We start from the raw sequence: 22,029 nt of genomic DNA, 5'->3' as shown, positions 1-22,029 counted from the left end.
TGCGCCGCGTGTTGCGCTTACCGCACTTACCGAGCCTGTGGCGCCAGACGCGCATGGCGGCTGTACGATTGGCCACACGACCAGCCGCACGACTGCTCAACCACTGCCTCGCGTCTCTAGCGCTGCCATTGCTCGCCTCATGTGCGATCATTCACCACGATAGTCCGCCCGCCGCGATGATCGCGCCGCAGCAGATCCGCCTCGCCGACGACATCCATCTGGCCAACGAAGGTTGGCCGTCCGCACGTTGGTGGGAGCAGTATCACGATCCGCAGCTCAATACGCTCGTCGAGCTGGCGCTCGCGCATGCGCCTTCGCTCGCCATTGCGCGCGAGCACGTCTCGCAAGCCCACGCGCAGGTCGAGCTGATCCAGGCGGCGGCCGGTCTGCAGATGTCCGCGCTGGCGGAGGCCGATCGCGAGCATGTCTCGGGGCACGGTTTCCTCAGCGCGTACGCGTCGCACGATCCGGCGATCGGAGCGTTTGGGCCGTGGTATTGGACCGGGCTGGTGGGCGTCGACGCGCACTACGACATCGACATCTGGGGCAAGCAGCGCGACCTCGTGCGCGCGGCGATCGGCGAGCAGAACGCGCGGCGCGCGGAGGCGGCGCAGGCCGAACTCGAACTCTCGGCAGGCGTCGCGCAGCTTTACTACAGCATCCAGATCACTTACGCGAGCCTTGATCTGTTGCGCCAGCTTCGCGAAGTGCGCGCGTTCGAGCTCGACACGCGATCGGCGCGGCACGAACGCGGCCTCGAAGCGCTGACCCAGACCGCCCAGGCGCGCTCGCAGGTGCTCGCAATCGACCAGCAGATCGCCTCGAGCGAAGAGCAGATCGTCCACGCGCGCGAAGCGCTGCGTGCGCTGGCGGGCGTCGGTCCCGACGATCTGCCGGCAATCGCGCCGGTGCCGTTGCCGGCGCCATCGGGCTCGCTGCCGTCGACGCTGTCGTATGAGCTGCTCGCGCGGCGCCCGGATCTGCAGGCAATGCGCTGGCTGGTACAGGCGTCGTTCGACAAGATCGATGCGTCGAAGGCCGCGTTCTACCCGAGCTTCGACATCACCGCGTTCTTCGGTTTCAACGCGCTGCGAATGCGTGACCTGTTCCTGCATTCGAGCCAGCAGATCAACCTCATTCCCGGCCTCACGCTGCCGATCTTCGACGGCGGCCGCCTGAACGCGAACCTGCACGGCGCGCGCACGGCGAGCAACACGCTGATCGAGCAGTACGACCAGGCCGTGCTCGACGCGGTGCGCGACGTCGCGCAGAGCGGCAGCCAGATCGACGACCTCGATCATCGCGCGCATCTGCAGCGTGGCCGGATCGACGCGTTGCGCTTTGCGAGCGACAGTGCCGAGGCGAGCTATCAGACCGGCCTCGGCGACAGGACGAGCGCGATGCAGGCGAAGGCGCCGGTCATCGCTGGGCGCCTCGAACTCGTGCAACTTACCGGCGACGAGATCGAAGCGGGCATCGTGTTGACCCGCGCGCTGGGCGGCGGCTATCGCAGCGACGACCTGCCGGGGGCGTCGGCCAACACGAACAAGCCCTAGGCGGCGAGCACGCCGGCTTCGTTGCGGCTGCCGGTCGCCCACGCGAGCGTGCCGACCCTCTGTCGGGGGAGGGATCGCCGTGCCTGCCGACGCGAATGCTAACGCGACCGATGACCCGTCTGCCATGGAGCCAGGTCATGAAGAATCATGATGCTTCGGAAATCCGCACTCCACTTCGGGCAACGCCGCTGCTCCACCCGGAGCCGTTGATCCGTCGAGGCCGGTCGTGACGCAGGACGTCAATCTGATCGAACTCACCGCCGAAATCGTGGCGAGCTTCGTGTCGTGCAATCCGTTGCCGGCAGCCGACCTGCCGGAGTTCATCTGGAGCACCTACGCGGCGCTAGCCGCATTGCACACGACGTCGGTACCGGCCGCGCGGCAGCGGGCGGCGGTGCCGATCGAGGAATCGGTGCGCGACGATTATCTCGTCTGTCTCGAAGACGGACGCAAGCTGAAGTCGCTCAAGCGCTACCTGCAGCGCCACTTCGCGATGACCCCTGACGAATACCGCGCGAAGTGGGGCCTGCCGGCCGACTACCCGATGGTCGCGCCGGCCTATTCCGCGCTGCGCTCGTCGATTGCGAAGCGCCATCCCGCGGGCGCAATCAAACCGCGTCGCGGCGCCTGACAACGCACAAACGAGGGATGCCGCGCCCGTCGTGCTCACCCGATGAGGGGATGTCGCGCCGCCGCCAGACTGCGCAAGATAGGAGCCGTCGACTTACGCCCTGCGGAGGCGCACATGTTCACGCAGACACCGAATGCAGCGTGCGGCAACGAGGCGGCAGATTTCGCCGCCGACGATGAGACTGCGCTCGAGGAAACCGAACCGGTCGCCGACGCGTCTCATCGGCTCCACTCAGACAGCGTCTGCGACGCGATCGTCGCGCGCCTCGTCGCGCGGGCTGCTGAGCAAACGCGGCCGTCCGCGCGGCGCGCGGCGTCGCTGCCGCAGTGGCGTCTGCGGCGCGCGCTCGACTTCATCGAAGCGAATCTCGCACAGCCGATCGGACTTGCCGATGTCGCCGCCAGCACTGGACTCACCCGCATGCATTTCGCCGCGCAGTTCCGCTCGACGACCGGCTATTCGCCGCACGCGTATCTGCTGCGGCGCAGGATCGAGCATGCCCAGATGCTGCTGCGCTCGTCGGCGCTCAGCGTACTCGACGTCGCGCTCAGTTGTGGTTTCGGATCGCATGCGCACTTTACGACCGTCTTCGGGCGGATGGTCGGCGAGCCGCCCAATAGCTGGCGGACCCGCATGCGGGACGAGGAGCCGCTCGCGGCTATCGACCCGCGCCGCCGCGACACCGGAGCCTGATCATGCAGACCGACCTGGCGGATGATGCATGCTGGTGCGCCGCGTTGCGCCTGCTCGACGGGGGCTCGTGGGAGTGGGCCGCGAGCCGGCTGGCGCCGCGCGTCGAAGCAGTAAAGGTGCGGGGTGCGCCAACCGACGCGTGCCGCGAATGCGTGGTGCGCGTGCTCGATCGCGTTTCGACGAAGATCGTGGTCGTGTACTGGTGCGATGCAACGTCCTGCCGCTACGGCGACCAGTTGTGGCGGGTGGGCGTCTCGAGGCGGCGCGGTCGCTGCGCGTTGTCGGGTGCGCCGATCAAGGCCGGCGACGCGGTCTATCGTCCGCGACAGGGGCGGCCGAGGCCCGTCAACGCGGCCGCGATGATGCTGGCCTCCGAGGTCGAACGCGTGTCACCCGGCTGATCGTTGGCCGTATTACAAATCTCGGTATTGATCGCTTTCGTTTCGGTTTCAGTCCGGGCAATACCGGACAACAACCCATCCTTTACCGAAAAAGAACCGAATCATCACGCTTTTCCGGACGGTCATCTCTAGTCTGGACGGTACTGCGTTCGTCCAGCAATTGTGACGATCGGGTGTCCGACGGAGCGAGGAATGAACGAGGCATTTGTCTGCGAAATTCATCAGGAAGCGGGGCATCTTCAACCCCGCGCGGTGCCGCCGCGGGGGCAGTCCGACGCCCTCGTGACGCGGGCGCTTCATGTCGTGCCGCCCGGGCCGGTGTATGTGGACGAAGTTCAGTCCGAAGTTCAGTCATTGGCTCGCGTTGGCCGGGAACGGCCTGCGGTAAGTGCAGCGCGCATCCATCCGGACCTTGCGCGCGCGTGGCAGATGGTGATCCGCGGCGAGGCCGCCGAGGCGCTGCTGAGCGCGCAGCGGATTGAAGGGCAGGTCGGTCCGCTAATGGGCCCGGTTGCGGTTACTGTGCGTTGCGAGATCGCGGCTGTGCGGGCCGCGGCGCTCCTGCTGCAGGACGACGCGGGAGCCGCATTGGCCGCTGCGCTTTCCGCGCTGCGGCTCGGCACCGCAACGCCCACCGCGCATGTCGCGCTGACGGTGTGCCGCTGCGCTTACTTGCGCCTGGGCGACCCCGAGAGTTTCTACGCGGTGGAACGCCGCGCGCCGGACGGGCAGCCGGGCCGGCTGCGCGCGATCACCGCGATGCTCGACCTTGCGCTTGATGCCGCAGTCGAATTCGCTCAGATGCATTTCAATGCCGCGCGCTTGCTGGCCGACGACGCGCTCGATGTCGTGCGCCGTTTCGGGGCCGGTCCGGCGGCAATCGACGCGCTGCCCGCCTGCGTGATGGCGCAGGTGCTGTACGAGGAGGGCCGCGTCGACGAGAGCGAGGCGCTGGTCGCGGCGCGGCTGCCGGGCATCCGGCAGGGCGGTGCGATCGAAGGCGCGGTGCGCGCTTACGGACTGCTTGCCCGCATCGCCGCGAACCGGCGGCAACCGGGACAGGCGCTCCTGCTGCTGGCCGAGGCGGACGCGCTTGGGATGAAGCGCAACTGGCCGCGGCTGCGCGCCGCCAGCCTCGCGCAGCAGGTCGAGCTGCACGTGGCCGCGGATCGCATCGACCAGGCGGCGCTCTGCGCACAACGGCTCGCCATGCTGGCCGGGCAATGCGGCGCGGCGAGCAGCAGCGCGCGCTTCGAGATCGCGCGCTACCACGTACTCGCGCAGGCACGGCTTGCGCTCGCACAGGCGCATTCACAAGCATGCGCTCAGACGCTCTCCCAGGCATCCGCTCTGGCGTTCCCTCAGGCACCCATCGAGGTATCCGCCGCGGTCGATCTCGCAGCGCTGCGGCAGCTCCATTGCGATACCGTCCTGAGGCGCGATCGATACGGCGCGGTGACGATCGCGCTGTTGCTGATCGAAGCGTTGCTGGTCGCCGGTCTGCGCGATGAAGCGGTCGAGGCGCTCGTCACGCTGCTGAAGCAGGCGGCTTCGGCGGGACTGCAGCAGACGCTCGTCGACTGCAGCGAGCGCGTGGCGAAACTGATCGACGGGATGGTGCGCGGGTCGATCGTGCCCGCCGGGGATGTCCGCGAGCTGCTTCCCTACGCAGCCGCCTTGATGTCGCGACGCCGGCGGGGCGCCGCCCATGCGCAACCGGAGTGCGATACGGCGCGGGACATCGCACGGTCCGTGGCCGCCATGGGTCTCAGCGAGCGTGAACGCGTGATCATCGGACTGATGGGGCGTGGGCTGACCAACAAGCAGATTGCGATCCGGCTGTGCATCGCGCCCGAGACGGTGAAGTCGCACGCCAAGCATCTGTACACGAAGCTGTCGGTGAGGAACCGGATCGAAGCGGTGACGCTGGCGAGCCGTCTGGGTCTCGTCCGGTTATCCGGATGCGGGCACGCCGGCGACTAGCCCGCTTCGAATGTTTCGCGCAGACGATGGCCCGACGGCAGCTTTGCCGCGAGCGCGTCTTTCATCGTCCGGCCAAGTGCTGCGTGGTAGTCGGCCGATTGCGTGTCGCCGGCCAACTCGCAGGCGCGGGCAGCCGTGCGATGGATGCGCCAGTCCGCGAGCGGCGTCTGGTAACCCCGCGTCGCGTCGAGCGCATGCTGCACGCAGCGCAACGCATGGGTTGCGTCATGCTGTTCGCACGCGACCCGCGCGCGCATCTCCCACGCGAAGCCCTGCCACGTGCGTTCTTCGATCGAGGTCGCCAGTTTGACGAGACGGTCGGCATGCGTGATCGCTGCGTCGAGATCGCGCTCCTCGAGTGCGACGCCCGCGAGCCCCCATTCGAGCGGCAGACGCCAGTACCAGTCGAAGATCACCGGCAGCGCGTCCATTCGTTGCATCACCTGTGTGAGCGCGTCGCGTGCGGCGCGCGTATCGCCGAGGCCGAGCTGTGCGAGCCCGGTCAGCAGCAGGCAGAGCCGGTATTCGGCCGGCAGGATCGATTTGCCGCTGCCCGGCTCGGGCGACTTGCCGGCCAGCACCTGCGTGCAGGCTAGCAGCATCGCGTCGAAATCCATCGCGTGGAATTGCACCCAGCAGCGATAGAGCGTGAGCGTGTCCGCGCCGTACGGGTTGCCGTTGTGCGCGAACATCGCGATTGCCTTGTCGAACTCGCGCTGCGCGCGGCCGAATTCGCCGAGATAGAGCTGCGTCCACGGCACACCCAGATGGACCATCCAGGTCGCGCGTGCCATGTTGAACTCGGGGCGGTTTTCGTCGTTCTCGACGAGGAAACGGTAGCTTTTGAGGATGGTGTCCTGGGCTTCCTGGTAGCGCGACGACACGAGCAAGACCATCGAGTATTCGCACAGCGACCAGGCGGTCGTGTAGGGATCGTCACCGGCGCGCAGGGGGACGAGCGCGGCCTCGCACCGCACGATGTCTTCGGCGCACCAGCCGCGCACCCACATCCGCCATACGTAGCAACTGATGCGGGTGCGGGCCTGCTGCTGCGGGTTGGTCTGCCGGTCGCTGAGCGCGAGTGCTTCGTCGATGATCTGGCTGCAGCGCAACTGGTCGCGCCAGCTATACGTGTACGCGAGGCTCATCAGCGCGCGGCTCTGGATATCGATCAGGCCGTGCTGCGCGGCACGCTCCGCGAGCTGCTCGCAGGTTTCCCGCGCGCGGGAGTCGTGGGCCGCCGCGAAGATCGAAGCACGGCCTTCGAGGAATTCCGTTTCCGCCGCCGCGCGGGCTTCACTGGGCAGGTTGGCCGCGAACATCAGCGCGCGGTCGAGGACCGCGAGCGCGTCGTTGTAGGCGAGACGTTTCTTCGCCGTCTGGATCGCAATGCGCAGATAGCCGAGCGCACGTTCCCAACGTTTCGCGGCGGCGAAGTGCTGGGCGAGTTCGGCGGCGACCCCGCCGCGCTCCTCGGGTGCGAACAGCGCCTCGAGCGCCTCGGCGACGCGCAGATGAGAGCGGACGGTGCGCAGCGGTCCCTGCCGCTCGTAGAAGGTCTGCCGGTACATCGTGTGGCGAAACACATAGGTGCTCGCGGCGAACCCGTCCTCGAGCGCAGACGTCGGCTCGCGCCGGATAAAGCTTTCCTGACGGCAGAGCGCCTCGCAGATATCCTCGAAATGCTCGTGGCTCAAGGCGGCGGCCGGCGCCGCAGTGGTCACGCTAAACGCGAGGCCGGCGACGCTCGCGCCTTCGAGCGCGCGTTGCTGGTCGTCGGTCAGCCGCTGGATGCGATGCTCGATGACCTGGTTCAACGTGAGCGGCACTTCCAGCCGCACTTCCGAGGGCGACAGATGCAGCTTCCAGCCCTCGGGCGTCGATTGCGCGATGCCTTGTTCGACCAGGTGATCGAGCGTCGCGACCATGAACAGCGGGTTACCCCCGGAGCGCTCGCGCACGAGCTGAGCGAAGCCGTTCGCGCTGTCGAGCCGGGCGTCGCGCGGGCCGCCCGTCAGATATTCGGCGATGGCGCCTTCGGTCAAGGGTTCCAGGACGATGTCGTGACACAGCTTCTGCACCCCCAGATCGCGGTTCAGCCGGCACAACGGGTGTTGCGCGAGTTCGGCGTCTTCCGGGCGGTACGTGGCGATCACCATCAGACGTGCGCCGCTGCGATGGCGGGCAAGCGCGGACAGCATGTCGACCGTCGAATAGTCGGACCAATGCAGGTCTTCGAACACCAGCGCGAGCGGCCGCTCAAGCGAGAGCGCTTCGAGGAATTCGCAGATCTCTCTCAACATGCGCCCGCTCGCCGCGCCGATCACCTGATGCTGCAGCTCGGCGCGGTATTGCTGCGGCACCGATCCCAGCATCTGGAGCGCCCAGGTCGGTGCGATCGACACGAGCGTGCGGGTGATCATCGGGCCCGCTTCGCTGCGGGTCAACTGGGTCAGCGCGTCGAGCACCGGGTAGTAAGGCTCGATGCCGCCGTAGCCTTCGACGCAGCGCCCGAGCGACGTCAACACCGTGGCATCGCCATCGAGCGAGTCCAGGAACCGATTGACGAGCGTCGTCTTGCCGATGCCTGGTTCGCCCGCCACGAACACGATGCGCGATGCACCATGACGTGCCTCGTCGAACAGCGTCTTCAAGCGGTTCAGTTGCTGCTTGCGGCCGACGAATCCGCCATGGCTGCGCTGGTCCGCCTCGCGCGGACCAGTGCTGGAACTGGCGGAGAGCGGCGCAATGAAGCAATAGCCGCGGCCGCGATGGGTTTCGATAAAGCTTGGACGTGCGGGATCGTCGCCGAGCGCCGTGCGGATGGTCAGCATGTGGGCCTTCAGCACTTCGGGCTGGACATGCACGTTCTGCCAGAGCGCATCGAGGAATTCCTCGTGGGTGATGAGCCGCCCGGCGTGGTTGATCAGGTATTGCAGCATGTCGTAGGCGCGCGGCGCCAACGTGAGCCTCCGGCTCGTGCCGTCGGGCGCACATTGCCAGACACATCGATTCACTCGATCCAGCCGAAAGGGTGGGAAATCGATCACCTAGGTTCTCCGATGGCGCTGCAACCCGACTTGGTTGCCGCGATTTTATACTGCACCTGTCGGTCATGCTGAGTGAAGCATTCCATTACACAATCAGGACCGGAAAATCACCCTTTCGGATTTCGAACACCTTACCCTGACGGGAAATGTGTGCGTTTCGCCCTGGCAGGCGGGCGCGTTTGTTCTTCAGAGGGTTGGCTAAAGGCATGAGGAGCAAGGTTGGCATGAAGGCTCATTCGAGCAGGTTATCGTCGATCAGTTTCGAAGGCTTTCGTCTGGATACGACGAACGAATGTCTTTGGCGGCTGGCTTCTTCCGGCACGACACCCGAGCGGATCGACCTGACGCGCAAGACCTTCGGCGTGTTGCGGTTTCTGATCGAGAATCGCGGTGCGCTGATTACCCATGACGCGCTGCTCGAAGCCGTGTGGCCCGACGTGCACGTGCAGCCCGAAGTCGTGAAGAGCCACATACAGACGATCCGGACACGGCTCGGCGATAGCGCGCAGCGCCCTCGCTACATCGAAACGCTGCGCGGACGCGGCTATCGTTTCGTCGCGCCGGTCGAGATCCCTGCAACGGAACTTGCGCCAGCCGTAAGCGAGGAGAGCTTCGGCCGCTTTGCCGGACGCACGAGCGAACTGCGGCAACTGTGTGCCGCAATGGACCAGGCCCGATGCGGAAACGCTCAGATCGTGGTGGTTGCAGGTGAACCGGGCATCGGCAAGACAGCGTTGCTCAGGCGGTTCGTTGCCGCCCAACGGTCCGGACCTGAGGATGCGTGGGTTGCCGAAGGGCATTGTGTCGAGGGCTATGGGGGCGCGGAGCCGTTTTATCCGGTTCTGCAGGCGCTCGGCCAACTTTGCCAGGGAACCGGCGGCAGCGAAGTCGTGACAGCGCTGGTGACGCTGGCGCCCACGTGGGCATGGCAGCTCCCGGGTCAGGTGGCGAGTCAGGTGCGCGAGTCCCTGCATCGGCAGCTTCCTCACGCGTCGCGCGAACGCATGCTGCGGGAGATCCGAGCCTTGCTGAGCGCTCTGACGCAGACGCAACCGCTGCTTCTGATATTCGAAGATCTTCATTGGGCCGACTACTCGACGATCGATTTTCTGGCGGCGCTGGCGCGCCAGCCAGGCGCGCTGCGCCTGATGGTCGTCGTCACTTACCGGCCGGACGAGGCGGCGCTGGCCGAACACCCCATCGAGCAACTGCACCACGAGCTTTCGCTGAGAGGCTTATGCCGGGAGCTGGCGCTGGGTCCGTTGCCTCGCGATGCGGTGGTTGCGTGGCTGACAGACCGCGATCACATCGACCCTGCCGAGGAAGAGCTGTCCTATCTCATCGCGCAACGTTGCGGCGGCAATCCACTGTTTATGCGGGCGACCCTTGCCGATCTCGTGGAGCGCAACATGCTCCGCAAGACAGCGACGGGCTGGCGGCCGCTGGCGCCTCTCGCGACGATCGGCGCGGCAGCGCCACACACGATAACCCGGGCGCTCGAAGGTAGAATCCGGCGCCTCGGTGCCGACGAACGGAATGTGCTTGAGGCCGCTAGCGTGGCAGGGCTCTGCTTTTCATCGGCGACCGTGGCCGAGGCCGCGGGTCTGTCGACGGAGCAGTTCGACGATATCTGCGAGGCGCTGGCACGCACTCAACGCTTCATTCAACGTTGCGGGGTGAAGCGCTTACCCGACGGGGGAGCGGCGGCGATGTTCTGTTTCGACCATGCGCTCATTCGTCACGCGTTCTATGGACGTCAAGGGCTGACTCGCCGCTCCCGTTTGCATCGGCAAATCGCGGAACGGCTCGAGGCGATCTACGCTCGCGATCAGCGAGCGGAGGTGGCATACGAGCTCGGACATCATTTCGCCGACGCGAGAGACTGGCTCAAGGCGATTGACTATCTACGCATGGCGCTGCAAACCGCAAAGGTTCGCTTTGCGTATCGCGAGGCGCAGTCGATTCTCGACTTTGCCGCTTCGCTCACCACCAGGTTGCCGGCTGATTTGCGTCCACTGAAAAGCTTTGAGTTTGCCGAGGCGCGCGCGTCGCTTTACGCTGCCGCGCATGATCCGCGCGCCGAGGCCGCCTGGATCGAACTGGAGGAGCAGGCACGCACGATTGGCCGGCTCGATGCGCAATTGCGCGCCATGCTCGGCCTGGCCTACGTCTTTAGCTGGAGCGACAGGCAACGTTGCATCGAGGTGCTAAACGTTGCGCTGGCGCTCAGCGCGTCGCATCCCGACCTGCGCGTCAGTGCGCTGGTGCGCGTGAGTGCCTACGTACGCCGTATCTGGACGGACGGCTGGTCGCATGCCGATCTGATTGAGTGCGAGACGGCGATGCGTGCGCTGCGCGAGACGGGGGATCCCTTGCTGATCGCCCGGGCGAATATGGAACACAGCATGCTGTGCATCATTTCCACCCGCTATCGCGAAGCGCTCGGCACGGTGCGGGCGAATTACCAGATCCTCTTTGAGCATGCGGTGGAACATCCGGGCTTTGACCTCGCGCGGGCGACGTGGATGGTCCGGCTGGGTACTGCGTGGGCTTATCTCTTCCTTGGAGAGTTGGGGCGGTCGATGGAATCGTTCGACCAGGGTATGGCTTCGTTTCACGAGAACGGCGACTATTTTGCGGCCCGCACACTCGAGGTCTATCGGGGTTGGTTGCTCGTGCACACGATGGACTACGAGTCAGTCATTGAAATGTACGAACGCTTTGTGCCGGCTTCAAACTCGTCCGATCGAGTGGTCGAAGCCGACTCCGGCGCGCTGCTGCCCGTGCAACACCGTGCGTGCATCGTGCTCGCGGGCCTCGCGTATATTGGATTGGAGGACGGCGTACGCGCCTCGGCGCTGTTTGCTGAAGCGCAACGGCAACTGGACGCTACACCCATCATGTTCGACTGGTACTGGCGACTGGCAATCGAATGGGGTGCCGCCGAGGCCGCGATGATGGCGGGCGACCATCGCACCGCGCGATCGCGCGGGGAGGCGTTCCTCAAGCTCGCCCTCGCCACCGAAGACCGGACGTGGCAGGCGCTCGCCTGGGAAGTCGTCGCGCGAGAGGCGCTCGCGAGTGGCGATCCGGTCATTGCACGCGAGCACATCAACGCCGCGTTCGCGGCCACGGAAGGCGTCGAAACCCCGCTGGCGGACTGGCGGCTTCACCGCACGGCGGCGGCGATTCACGAGGCCTGCGGCGACGCCGAACAGGCGGATGTGCAACAGCGCCATTTCATGTCGACGCTCGAGCGCCTGTCGAATTCCTTGCCGCGTGGCGCTCAGATCGGCCGGCGTCTGCTCGCTCTTTCAACAAGCTGACACATGCTTCAAACGTGGGACATGAGGCATGAGGTATTAGCCATGAGACATGAGACATGAGACATGGGGGAGCCATCATGGCGCCAATCCCCCCGCAGGGTGATATCGGCCGACAAGGAGTCGATGCAAGATAAGTGAATCCTCCCACCGATGGAATCAGCGCGACCCGCAGTGACAAACTCCGGTCCCGCGGTTCATATCGGCAGCGGATCATTTCATGCATGGAGCACTTTCAGGAGAGCCGGGATGAGTAAAAAAGTTGCCGAAATCATTGTGGATACGCTCGCCTCGGCGGGCGTCAAGCATTGCTACGGGATCGTGGGCGACACGCTGAATCTTATTGCTCATCACATCAACGAGAGCGACATCGAGTGGGTCCATGTGCGCCATGAGGAGGCGGGGGCGTTCGCCGCCGAAGCCGAGGCCATGTTGACCGGCAACCTCACGGCCGTGGCGGGAAGCTGCGGCCCTGGCAGCCTTCACTTCATCAATGGCCTCGTGGACGCCAACCGCAATCGGGCGCCGGTCATCCTGATTGCAACCCAGGTCGCGAGCGAGGAACTCGGCTTCAACTTTCCGCAGGAAGTCGACTTCAAGGCGATCTACGGATCGTGCAGCGTGTTCTGCGACATGATCATTACGCCCGAGCAGGCGCGACGCAAAACCGTGATTGCTTGTCAGACCGCCATTGCAAAAGGTGGCGTCGCCGTGCTGATCGTTCCGGTTGACATCGCCCACGCGGATGCCAGCGATAACGTCCCATATTCGGTCCACACGAATGTGCCGGTGGTCCGGCCGAGTGACGCAGACCTCGACCGTGTGGCTGACATCCTCAATTCGGGCGAGAAGATTGCGATCTACGGCGGTTCCGGATGCCGTGGCGCGCACGCCGAAATCATGGCGGTTGCCGAGCGGCTCAAGGCACCCATTGCGCACACGTCCCGCGCAAAAGACGCGCTGGAACATGACAACCCGTACAACGTCGGCATGACCGGCATTATCGGCGGCGAAGCAGGCTATCTGGCGGTATCCGAATGCGAGACCTTGCTGCTGCTGGGCGCCGACTTCGCGTGGCGGCAGTTCTATCCGGAGAAGGCCAGAATCGTTCAGATCGACATGGCGCCCGACCATCTCGGCCGTCGGCATCCGGTCACGCTTGGGTTGGTTGGCGATATCAAGGCCACGATGGAGGCGTTGCTGCCGCGCCTTGAACCGCGTACGTCGACCGAGTTCCGCGACAAGCTCGTCGAGCGGCATGCACGCGCAGTGGAAACTCACCGGTCGAAGGCCGTTGCGTCCAACCGCGGAACGATTCCGCCCATCTACCTGACCGAGTTGATCAACCGGTACGCAGCGAGCGATGCACTCTTCTGCGCCGACGATGGGACGCCCACGGTCTGGCTTTACCGGCATATCGACACGAACGGAAAACGCCGGGTGTTTTCGAGTCTGCTCCACGGCACGATGGCGGCGGCCCTGCCGATGTCGATGGGCCTGCAGAAGTGCCAGCCTGGACGCCAGGTGATCTCCATGTCCGGCGACGGCGGTCTCGCCATGCTGTTCGGTGAACTCATGACGCTCGTGCAGGAGAAGCTGCCCGTCAAGGTGGTGGTGTTCGACAACGGCAAGCTGGGATTTATCGACATCGAGCAGAAGTCCGAAGGCATGCTCCCGCTCTATACGGGCCTGCAAAACCCGGACTTCGGCAAGGTCGCCGAGGCGATCGGCTTGTGGGGGCGCACGGTGTCGAAAGCCGATGAACTCGAAGAGGCCGTCATCGCATGGTTGAACGAGCCCGGCCCGGCGCTTCTGAACGTCAAGGTCGACACGATGACACTCGTGATGCCGCCGAAGATCGAGTGGGGTGCTGCGTACGGAATGGTTTTGTATTCAGCGAAAGCCATGCTGCAGGGGCAGTCCGCCGATGTGTTCGCCATGATCCGCGAAAATTTATAGGACTTGCTGGAGCAGAGGGGCGGTGGGCGAGTTGATCACCGCCTTTGCGATCGCGCTGAACCGAAGGATCAGCGTGCGCGAAGCGTCCTCATGCCCCTGTTTGGCTGTCTCGCCATGGCAGGAGTAGACTCGCCGGGGTTGCTCCGTGATACCACGCCGATCGTCGCCTTGCGCCGACAAGTGCGCGTGAACAGGAGGAGTCGAAAATACAGTTCGAGTGGCGTCGGGGAATTTGAAAATGCGTCTGTCAAAGGTTGATCTGAATCTCTTCGTTGTCTTCGAAGCCGTCTACAGAACACGAAACCTGACGCGCGCAGCGGAGATGCTGTTCATCACCCAGCCTGCTGTCAGCAATGCGTTGGCGCGGATGCGCAAAACATTCGACGATCAGCTGTTTGTGAGTACGTCAGCCGGCATGATGCCGACTCCCGTTTCGGAAAACATCATCGGCCAGGTTCGCGAGGCACTGCAACTGCTCGACTCGAGTACTCACGTCGGAGGACGCTTCGACCCCGCCTCGTCCGAGCGTACGTTCCGGCTCAGCATGACCGACCTCACGGAGGCGCTCCTTCTGCCCGCGCTGGAGGAGGTGCTGCAGCGACTGGCGCCCGGCATTCGTATCGAGAGCTACTTCACGACGCGTAAGGACGTTCCGGAAGCGCTAGCCAGCGGTGCGGTCAATCTCGCAATCGACGCCCCGCTGATTGACGATCCCTACCTCGAACAGGAGCCGCTGGGCCGCGACCGGTATGCATGCATGCTGCGTCACGACCATCCGTTTACGAAGAAGAAGCTGACGATCGACGACTACCTCAGCTTCGGCCATATCCACGTATCCAGCCGCCCCCAGGGATCGGGTCTCGTCGATGCGGAACTGACCAAGCTAGGCGTCAGGCGATCGATTCAGACGCGGGTTCAACACTATCTGGTCGCCCCGTTGATCGCGATGCGAACCGATCTCGTCCTCACGGCCCCCCTCGTGCTCCTCAAGCGCTATGACGCGCGAATCCTGGCGCTGCCGTTCGATCTTCCGGATCTCCAGTCTCATGGCTACTGGCATCGAAGCGTGACCGGGGACCCGGCTCATCGTTGGCTGCGCGAGCAGGTTGGCCGGCTCATGCTGGAAATGAACCAGTAGCTCGGACCCACGGGGCATGCGGCACATTCGGGGCATACATGCCCGGTGTCACGAGAATTTATAGCCGACTATCACAACAATCAATTTCCTGAATGATACGGCGCTGGGTATTCTGCTAGCCATGTTGAAGCGAGGCTGGCATGGCAGAACTCTATCTTGTACGGCATGGTCAGGCGTCTTTCGGCGCTGAAAACTATGACGAGCTATCCCCCTCCGGTCGTACCCAATCAAGTTGGCTCGGCGAGTACTTCGCGCAGGCGGATTTGCGGTTCGATCGCGTTGTCATTGGCACGATGCAGCGGCATCGGCAAACCGCCGACGCCATTCTCGCCGCCATGGGCGGCCCCCAAGTCGAGCTCGCGCAAGACGCGGGTTTGAACGAATACGATTTCGAGGCATTGTTCGCGGCGCTCGGCGATGAGGGTTTGCCGTCAGGTTTGTCGGTCACCAGTTCAAAAAAGGACTTCTACAAAGGGCTCCGGCAAGTGCTGCAGCTCTGGGCCGATGACCGCTTGCCGGGCGTTGTTCCAGAGACATGGCAGCAATTCCAGACGCGTGTCCAGCGTGCGCGCAGCGATATCCAGCGGGCTGGCGGCAGGCGCGTTCTGGTGGTGAGTTCGGGTGGTCCGATCGCAGTCACTGCCCAGCAGGTTCTGCAGACACCCGCCGCGACCGCGATTGCACTGAACCTGCAGATTCGAAACAGCAGCGTTTGCCAATATGTCTTTAACGACAACGCGATGTCGCTGGTCAGTTTCAATTCAGTGCCGCATCTCGAACATGCCGAGAGGCGTGAATTTGTCACCTACGGCTGACCTCAATCCGGATTCCTGCTAGATGAACTACCCCAGCCTCCAATTCGACATCGAAAATCTCACACGTTATCTGACGGCGCACGTGCCCGGGTTTCAAGGGCCGTTGTCCGTCGAGAAATTTTCCGGCGGACAATCCAATCCGACGTTTCTCCTGAAGGCCCAAAGCGGAAGCTACGTGCTGAGGCGTCAACCTCCCGGCGACCTGCTCAAGGCGGCTCATGCGGTTGATCGTGAGTTTCGCGTGATATCGGCGCTCGGCCGGACACCGGTCCCTGTCGCCAGCGCGTATCACCTCTGCGAGGACCGCGATGTTATCGGTAGCCTGTTTTACGTCATGAGCTACGAAGACGGGCGAATCTTCTGGAACCCGGCGCTGCCCGACGTACCCGTCGAGGAGCGTGGCGCCATCTACGACGCACTGCTCGGCACAATGGCCGCTCTCCACGATGTGGATATCGACGAAGCCGGATTGTCCGACTACGGCCGCCCGGGCAACTATTTCGAGCGTCAGATCGACGTCTGGACCAGGCAATATCGCGCTGCGCAGACCGATACATTGGAGGCAATGGAGTCGCTGATCGAATGGCTGCCTGCGCACTGTCCGGCGGAAACGGGAAAGCCTTCGCTCGTGCACGGCGATTTCCGTATCGACAACATCATCTTCATGCGCGATGCGCCTCAAGTCCGTGCCGTTCTCGATTGGGAACTCTCCACGCTTGGCAATCCGCTGGCTGACATCGCGTACTTCTGCATGTGTTTGCGGCTTCCGCCCGGCAGCCATATCGCCGGACTCGCAGGCCTGAATCGAGGCGCGTTGGGCGTGCCGGACGAGGCGTCGATTGTTGAGCGATATTGCGCGCTCCGGGGAATTTCGTCGATTGAGAACTGGAATTTTTACCTGGCGTTCAGCTTCTTCCGGCTCGCCGCTATCGCACAGGGCGTGAAGAAGCGGGCCTTGAGCGGCAACGCATCGAATGAAAAAGCGCGGCAGGTGGGGGAGATGGCCGGGGCGCTTGCGAAGATGGGCATTGACCTGATCTGAAGACAGGCAGGAAATCGGAACGTAGAAATAGGGAGACTGATTGTGGCTACGAATTTGTTTGACCTGAAAGGAAAGATTGCTCTGGTGACGGGCGCGAGCCGGGGCATCGGTGAGGAGATCGCGAAACTGCTCGCCGAGCAGGGCGCCCACGTGATTGTGTCGAGCCGCAAGCTGGAAGATTGTGAATCCGTTGCAAGCGAGATCAAAGAAGCGGGCGGGAGCGCCGAAGCGTACCCGTGCCACGTCGGGCGTATCGAGGACATTCTCGCGATCTTCCAGCATATTCGGGCACGGCATGGCCGTCTGGACATTCTCGTCAACAACGCGGCGACCAATCCGTATTTTGGCCACATTCTCGATACCGATCTGTCGTCCTTCGAAAAGACAGTGGAAGTCAATCTGCGCGGTTACTTCTTCATGTCCGTCGAGGCGGGCAAGTTGATGCGGGAGAACGGCGGTGGTGCGATCGTCAACACGGCTTCGGTCAATGCCTTGCAGCCTGGCGACAGGCAGGGCATCTACTCGATCACCAAGGCCGCCGTTGTCAACATGACGCGGGCCTTCGCGAAGGAGTGCGGGCCGTTGGGGATTCGGGTGAATGCGCTGCTCCCCGGACTGACCAAAACCCGCTTTGCAGGGGCGCTGTTCGCAGATCAGGCCACGTACGAGAGCTGGGTGTCGCAGATTCCGCTGCGACGCCATGCGGAACCTCGAGAGATGGCGGGTACCGTGCTGTACCTGGTGTCCGACGCTGCGAGCTATACCAATGGAGAGTGTGTCGTCGTCGACGGTGGACTGACGATCTAGTCACGTGGTCGAGGCACGGTATTGACCGCGCGGTTTGCCGATGCATCGACTCCAGTAATCAGATTATGGAAGAGTAAAAATGGACTTTGCATACAGCCCGAAAGTCGAAGCGCTGCGCACCCAGGTGCGTGCGTTCATGGACACGCACATCGTTCCGCGCATCCGGCAATGGCACGATGAAGTGAGTGCCGGTCAATATCCGGTTTCCTTTATGGAGACCTTGAAGGACAAGGCGCGTGAAGAGGGTCTCTGGAACCTGTTCCTGCCGCATCTGCGCGATGACGAGCCCGGTACCCGCCTGTCCAATCTCGAGTACGCGCCTCTCGCTGAGATCATGGGGCGGGTGTCGTGGGCGTCCGAGGTGTTCAACTGCAATGCGCCGGACACGGGCAATATGGAACTGCTCCATATGTTTGCCACGCCCGCTCAGCGCGAGAAGTGGCTCAAGCCCCTTCTCGACGGCAAGATCCGTTCGGCGTTCGCGATGACGGAACCGGCGGTGGCCTCTTCGGACGCGACCAATATCACCACGTCGATTCGTCGTGACGGGGACGACTATGTCATCGACGGCCGCAAGTGGTTCATCACGAATGCAGCCCATCCGAATTGCCAGATCTTCATCGTGATGGGCAAAACGGATCCGGACGCGCCGAGCCACAGTCAGCAGAGCATGATTCTCGTGCCTCGCGATACACCCGGCGTCAAGGTGATCCGCAATATCCCGGTGGTCAATCACGTGGCGCCGGAAGGCCACTGCGAGATCGAGTTCAAAGGCGTGCGCGTGCCGCGATCGAATCTCCTCGGTGAAGAGGGCAGCGGCTTTGCATTGGCGCAGGCGCGTCTTGGGCCGGGACGGATTCACCACTGCATGCGCTCGATCGGCGCCGCGGAACTGGCGCTCGAGTTGATGGTGGAGCGGGCCCAGGCGCGCACGGCATTCGGCAAGACGCTGTTCGAACACGGGACAGTCGCCGAGTGGATCGCGAAGTCCAGAATCGAAATCGATCAGGCGAGGCTGTTCGTTCTCAAGGCCGCGTGGATGATCGACAACGTGGGTGCGAAGGATGCGCGCAAGGAGATCTCGATGATCAAGGCGCTCGTGCCGAGTGTTCACACCGCCGTTTGCGAGCGGGCGATGCAGGTGTTCGGCGCGATGGGGTTGAGCCCCGACACGCCATTGGCCGATAGCTGGACGTGGGGCCGCGCATTGCGCTTCGCGGATGGCCCAGACGAGGTTCACCTGCAGAGCATTGCACGGATGGAACTTAAGGCGCAGCCCTATGCGCCGGGGAAGGATAATCCTTACCTGACGCCGTCGGTGTAACGGATAGCGCCAGGTTCAAGGCTCGATCTTGCTGAAGAACCTGGCCCGTCCTCATGCGTTCGCGCGTCCGCGCGGTCCGGTCTCGCGCATGAATATAGCGAGCAGCATGGCCAGCACGATGCCACCGAGCAGCCACGAACCGGCTGCCCGGAACGTAGACAGGTTCATTGTGCCGCCGTTCGCATGATGGGCGAGCAGCTTGCCGTACACCGGCGTGAGCAACGCGCTGAACGTGAACACCAGGAAATTGATCGCGCCGCTGGCGCTGCCTTTCACGTTGTCGGGATTGACTTCCTTGATCACCGTGTAGGGCAGCATCGCCGCACCGGAGCCGATGCCGAGCAGCAGGCCGAGCACGTAAGGCGGCGCCACGCCGGCCGGCAGATAGAAAATGCCAGTGGCCGACACAAGCATCAGCAGCGCGCCGCCGATCAACACCGGCTTGCGGCGGCCCAGACGGTCGGACAGGTAGCCTAGCAGCGGGCAGCCGATTACCCAGCCTAGCGGCACCATGCTCGCGCGATTGACGGCCTCTCCATAGCTGACGTCGAGACCGTTGTGCAGGAATGGAATGCCCCAGATCATGTCGCCAATCGTAGTCGGCAGGAACAGCAGGCCGGCGCAGAAGCCGCAAAGGTAGGACTGCGGATTCGTGAGTACCTGCTTGTACGGCGCAAACATCTTCATCCACGAGCCCTGGCCGGCCGGGCTGTCGTCATGGGCTGCTGGTGTCACGAATAGCACCAGTACGGCGATCACAAAGATCAGGAGGCCGGACAGCCACCAGAACTGCTGCCATGTGATGAGGCCGTGAATGAGCGGCGCAACGGCGAACTGACCCGCGGAACCGCCCAGCATGCCGAAGCATTGAGTGAAGCCTACCGCCGTCGCAAGAGAGCGTGGAGGAAAGCCGTGCGTGGCGAGATACACCGCGCCGATAAAGCCACACGCCGAACCCGCGCCTTGTAGCAAGCGGCCGACCTGCGCGGCCTCCACGCTGCCGAGGCCAAACAGGGCCGCCCCCACAGCAACGAGAACGATGCCGGCTGGAATGACCGCCTTGCCGCCGAGCCGATCGAGCAGTGCACCGCAAAGGATCGAGAACAGCGCATAGGTGTAGTAGTACAGGCCGACGAGCGCGCCCACGCCCAGCGCATCGCGCGCGAATGCCGCGCTCAACTCGGGCACCATCACGCCCGGCGCGGAACGCAGCATGTACTGCATGAAGTAGAACGCGGCACAGAAAAGCCAGGCGATGACGAAACCCATGTGGATGGGTTCGCGCTCGGATGGAGCTTCTACAGTGCCGATGATTTTGCTGGACATGGTTCGATTCCCATTGCGTGGATAACGGTCCCTACACGCTTGCGGACTGCATTACCGGAACAGATTGACCTTTGCGAGGTCGATGAGTTGCAGGCCCCGACCGTCCATGACGGCACGAAGCATAAACAGGCCGAAGTGATAAGCCTGATCAGCGCTGGTCGTGGGAGGCATCACGAGCTCCTGACGTGCGCTTACTACATCGACGAGCGCCGGACCCGGATGAGCGAATGCTTCGCTTAGCGCGCCTTCCAGTTCCGCAGGGTGCTCGACGCGTATGCCTTTGATTCCGATTGCATTGGCCATCGCGGCGAAGTTCGGATTTTTCAGGTCGCATCCCGTATCAACGAACCCACTGGCCTTCATCTCCATTTCCACGAAGCCCAGCGTTCCGTTGTTGAGCACGACGACTTTCACCGGCAAGCCTGCCTGAATCAGCGTGAGAAATTCACCCATCATCATGGTGAAGCCGCCGTCACCCGACATCGAGATCACCTGCCGGTCCCTGAAAGCGGCCTGCGCGCCAATCGAGTGGAGAAGCGAGTTGGCCATCGAGCCATGATTGAACGAACCAACCAGTCGCCGTTTGCCGTTCATCTTCAGATATCGGGCAGTCCATGCGATGGGGGTGCCGACGTCGCAGGAGAAGATGGCATCCTCGTTGGCGAGTTCGCTGACGAGTCGGGTCACGTATTGCGGATGAATGGTGCTGCTGCCTGCTTCCGGCTCCGCCAGCGAATCCAGATTCGCGCGCGCCTTGCGATAATCGTCGAGCGCACGGTTCAGGAAGCTGCTGTCCGTATTCTGCTGAACCATGGGGAGAAGTTCGTTGAGCGTATCCTTGACCGTTCCCAATACGCCAAGCTCGATCGGGCATCGATTGCCGAGGGTTTCTGCCCTTGTATCGACTTGCGCGATCGTCACTCCCTCCGGATAGAACTGTCGATAAGGAAAGTCGGTACCCAACATCAGGAGCATGTCGCAGCTCTTCATCGCGGAATACCCGGAGGAGAACCCGACAAGGCCTGTCATTCCCACATCGAACGGGTTGTCGTATTCGATGTACTCCTTTCCTCGCAGCGAATGCACGATCGGCGCTTGCAACTTGCGGGCGAGTTCCACGACTTCCGCGTGCGAATCCTTGCAACCCGCTCCACAAAGCAACGTCACGCGCGACGACTGGTTCAACAGAAGGGCGAGTTTCGCGATGTCGGCGTCCGCGGGGCGAATCATTGGAGCGGACGGTGCGCTCCAGTTCGGCACAGGTTTTGTGAGCGGCCCGAGTGCCACATTGCCAGGTATGACGACAACAGCGACGCCTTTACGCGCAACGGCCGTCCGGATCGCACGGCCCAGAATTTGCGGCAATTGGTCGGGGTGGGTGACGAGCTCGACGTAATGACTGCATTCCTTGAACAGCACTTCGGGATGGGTCGACTGAAAATAGTCGATGCCGATTTCCGAACTTGGAATGTGCGCGGCGATAGCGAGAACAGGAACGCCGCTGCGTTGGCAGTCGAACAAGCCGTTGATCAGGTGCAGGTTCCCCGGGCCGCAGCTCCCGCAACAGACTGCGAGTTGCCCCGTGAGATGCGCTTCGGCGCCGGCGGCGAAAGCCGCGCTTTCCTCATGCCGCATGTGAACCCATTCAATGGAACCTTCCCGGCGCAGGGAATCCGTGAAGCCATTCAGCGAATCTCCCACCACGCCGAACACACGCTTCACACCCGCATTGACCAGTGCACCAACCATGTAGTCGGCAGCTATCGTTGCCATTTCACATCTCCATAGATTAAGAATTTGCGGCCCATCGGATGCTTATCGGGGAGGCAAAAGAAGCGCATTCCGCGTGAGTGCGTCGTCCTTTGGCGCAGGACGAATGAAGACCTGTTCGCCATGCGATGTGTCCGATAGTAGTTGGCCGGTCTTAAGGCGACCATTACATAAATCTGGAACATCGTGGCGAGGCAATTCGTGCTCCGCG

At 63.3% G+C, this 22,029-nt stretch carries 15 protein-coding genes; 12 read left to right on the top strand and 3 right to left on the bottom strand.

The genetic code is table 11. From position 1 onward, the window contains the following. Positions 1-68: 68 nt before the first annotated feature. The 5 genes from M0D67_RS00390 (at position 69) to M0D67_RS00370 (ending at position 5,264) form a co-directional block, all read left to right on the top strand. Positions 69-1,556: an MdtP family multidrug efflux transporter outer membrane subunit gene (locus M0D67_RS00390; RefSeq protein WP_266236783.1), complete on the top strand. Its 1,488-nt coding sequence runs from the start codon at positions 69-71 to the stop codon at positions 1,554-1,556. A gap of 226 nt (positions 1,557-1,782) precedes the next feature. Continuing rightward, positions 1,783-2,187, top strand: a complete 405-nt coding sequence (locus tag M0D67_RS00385; RefSeq protein WP_168435644.1) for a MucR family transcriptional regulator — start codon at positions 1,783-1,785, stop codon at positions 2,185-2,187. A gap of 114 nt (positions 2,188-2,301) precedes the next feature. Continuing rightward, positions 2,302-2,880: a helix-turn-helix domain-containing protein gene (locus M0D67_RS00380; RefSeq protein WP_266236778.1), complete on the top strand. Its 579-nt coding sequence runs from the start codon at positions 2,302-2,304 to the stop codon at positions 2,878-2,880. Between the two features lie 2 nt (positions 2,881-2,882). After that, the gene (locus tag M0D67_RS00375) at positions 2,883-3,281 is read left to right on the top strand and encodes a DUF3331 domain-containing protein (RefSeq protein ID WP_266236776.1); all 399 of its coding nucleotides are present in this window, start codon (positions 2,883-2,885) and stop codon (positions 3,279-3,281) included. A gap of 192 nt (positions 3,282-3,473) precedes the next feature. Continuing rightward, positions 3,474-5,264 (top strand): LuxR C-terminal-related transcriptional regulator, encoded by a 1,791-nt coding sequence (locus M0D67_RS00370; RefSeq protein ID WP_266236774.1) that lies wholly within the window; start codon positions 3,474-3,476, stop codon positions 5,262-5,264. Here M0D67_RS00370 and M0D67_RS00365 read toward each other — a convergent pair. Next, on the bottom strand, positions 5,261-8,227 hold the full coding sequence (locus M0D67_RS00365; RefSeq protein WP_266236772.1) for an AAA family ATPase: 2,967 nt from the start codon (positions 8,225-8,227) through the stop codon (positions 5,261-5,263). The two genes, M0D67_RS00370 and M0D67_RS00365, sit on opposite strands and share 4 nt — an antisense overlap. A gap of 311 nt (positions 8,228-8,538) precedes the next feature. On the opposite strand from M0D67_RS00365, the gene M0D67_RS00360 reads away from it, so the two are divergent. From M0D67_RS00360 to M0D67_RS00330, 7 genes are all read left to right on the top strand, one after another. After that, on the top strand, positions 8,539-11,640 hold the full coding sequence (locus M0D67_RS00360) for an AAA family ATPase (RefSeq protein WP_166618171.1): 3,102 nt from the start codon (positions 8,539-8,541) through the stop codon (positions 11,638-11,640). 246 nt (positions 11,641-11,886) lie between these two features. Continuing rightward, positions 11,887-13,596 (top strand): thiamine pyrophosphate-dependent enzyme, encoded by a 1,710-nt coding sequence (locus M0D67_RS00355; protein WP_266236770.1) that lies wholly within the window; start codon positions 11,887-11,889, stop codon positions 13,594-13,596. 238 nt (positions 13,597-13,834) lie between these two features. After that, positions 13,835-14,734, top strand: a complete 900-nt coding sequence (locus tag M0D67_RS00350; RefSeq protein ID WP_154559784.1) for a LysR family transcriptional regulator — start codon at positions 13,835-13,837, stop codon at positions 14,732-14,734. Between the two features lie 140 nt (positions 14,735-14,874). Continuing rightward, the gene (locus tag M0D67_RS00345; protein WP_154559785.1) at positions 14,875-15,549 is read left to right on the top strand and encodes a histidine phosphatase family protein; all 675 of its coding nucleotides are present in this window, start codon (positions 14,875-14,877) and stop codon (positions 15,547-15,549) included. 22 nt (positions 15,550-15,571) lie between these two features. Beyond that, entirely contained in the window at positions 15,572-16,591 is a 1,020-nt protein-coding gene (locus M0D67_RS00340; RefSeq protein ID WP_266236766.1) for a phosphotransferase, read from the top strand. Between the two features lie 42 nt (positions 16,592-16,633). Further along, the gene (locus M0D67_RS00335) at positions 16,634-17,398 is read left to right on the top strand and encodes an SDR family oxidoreductase (protein ID WP_266236764.1); all 765 of its coding nucleotides are present in this window, start codon (positions 16,634-16,636) and stop codon (positions 17,396-17,398) included. A 79-nt stretch (positions 17,399-17,477) separates the two neighbouring features. Continuing rightward, entirely contained in the window at positions 17,478-18,722 is a 1,245-nt protein-coding gene (locus M0D67_RS00330) for an acyl-CoA dehydrogenase family protein (protein ID WP_266236762.1), read from the top strand. Positions 18,723-18,773: 51 nt separating this feature from the next. Here the strand turns inward: M0D67_RS00330 and M0D67_RS00325 are convergent, their stop codons facing one another. Then, complete coding sequence (locus M0D67_RS00325) at positions 18,774-20,048, bottom strand: MFS transporter (protein ID WP_266236760.1); 1,275 nt, start codon at positions 20,046-20,048, stop codon at positions 18,774-18,776. 51 nt (positions 20,049-20,099) lie between these two features. Continuing rightward, positions 20,100-21,821: a ubiquinone-dependent pyruvate dehydrogenase gene (gene poxB / locus M0D67_RS00320; RefSeq protein WP_266236758.1), complete on the bottom strand. Its 1,722-nt coding sequence runs from the start codon at positions 21,819-21,821 to the stop codon at positions 20,100-20,102. Positions 21,822-22,029: the final 208 nt, after the last annotated feature.

The organism is Paraburkholderia sp. SECH4, assembly GCF_030511745.1.
Lineage (GTDB): Bacteria > Pseudomonadota > Gammaproteobacteria > Burkholderiales > Burkholderiaceae > Paraburkholderia > Paraburkholderia madseniana.
The sequence above is the reverse complement of the archived record's forward strand: the minus strand, read 5'-3'. Positions and strand labels throughout refer to the sequence as shown.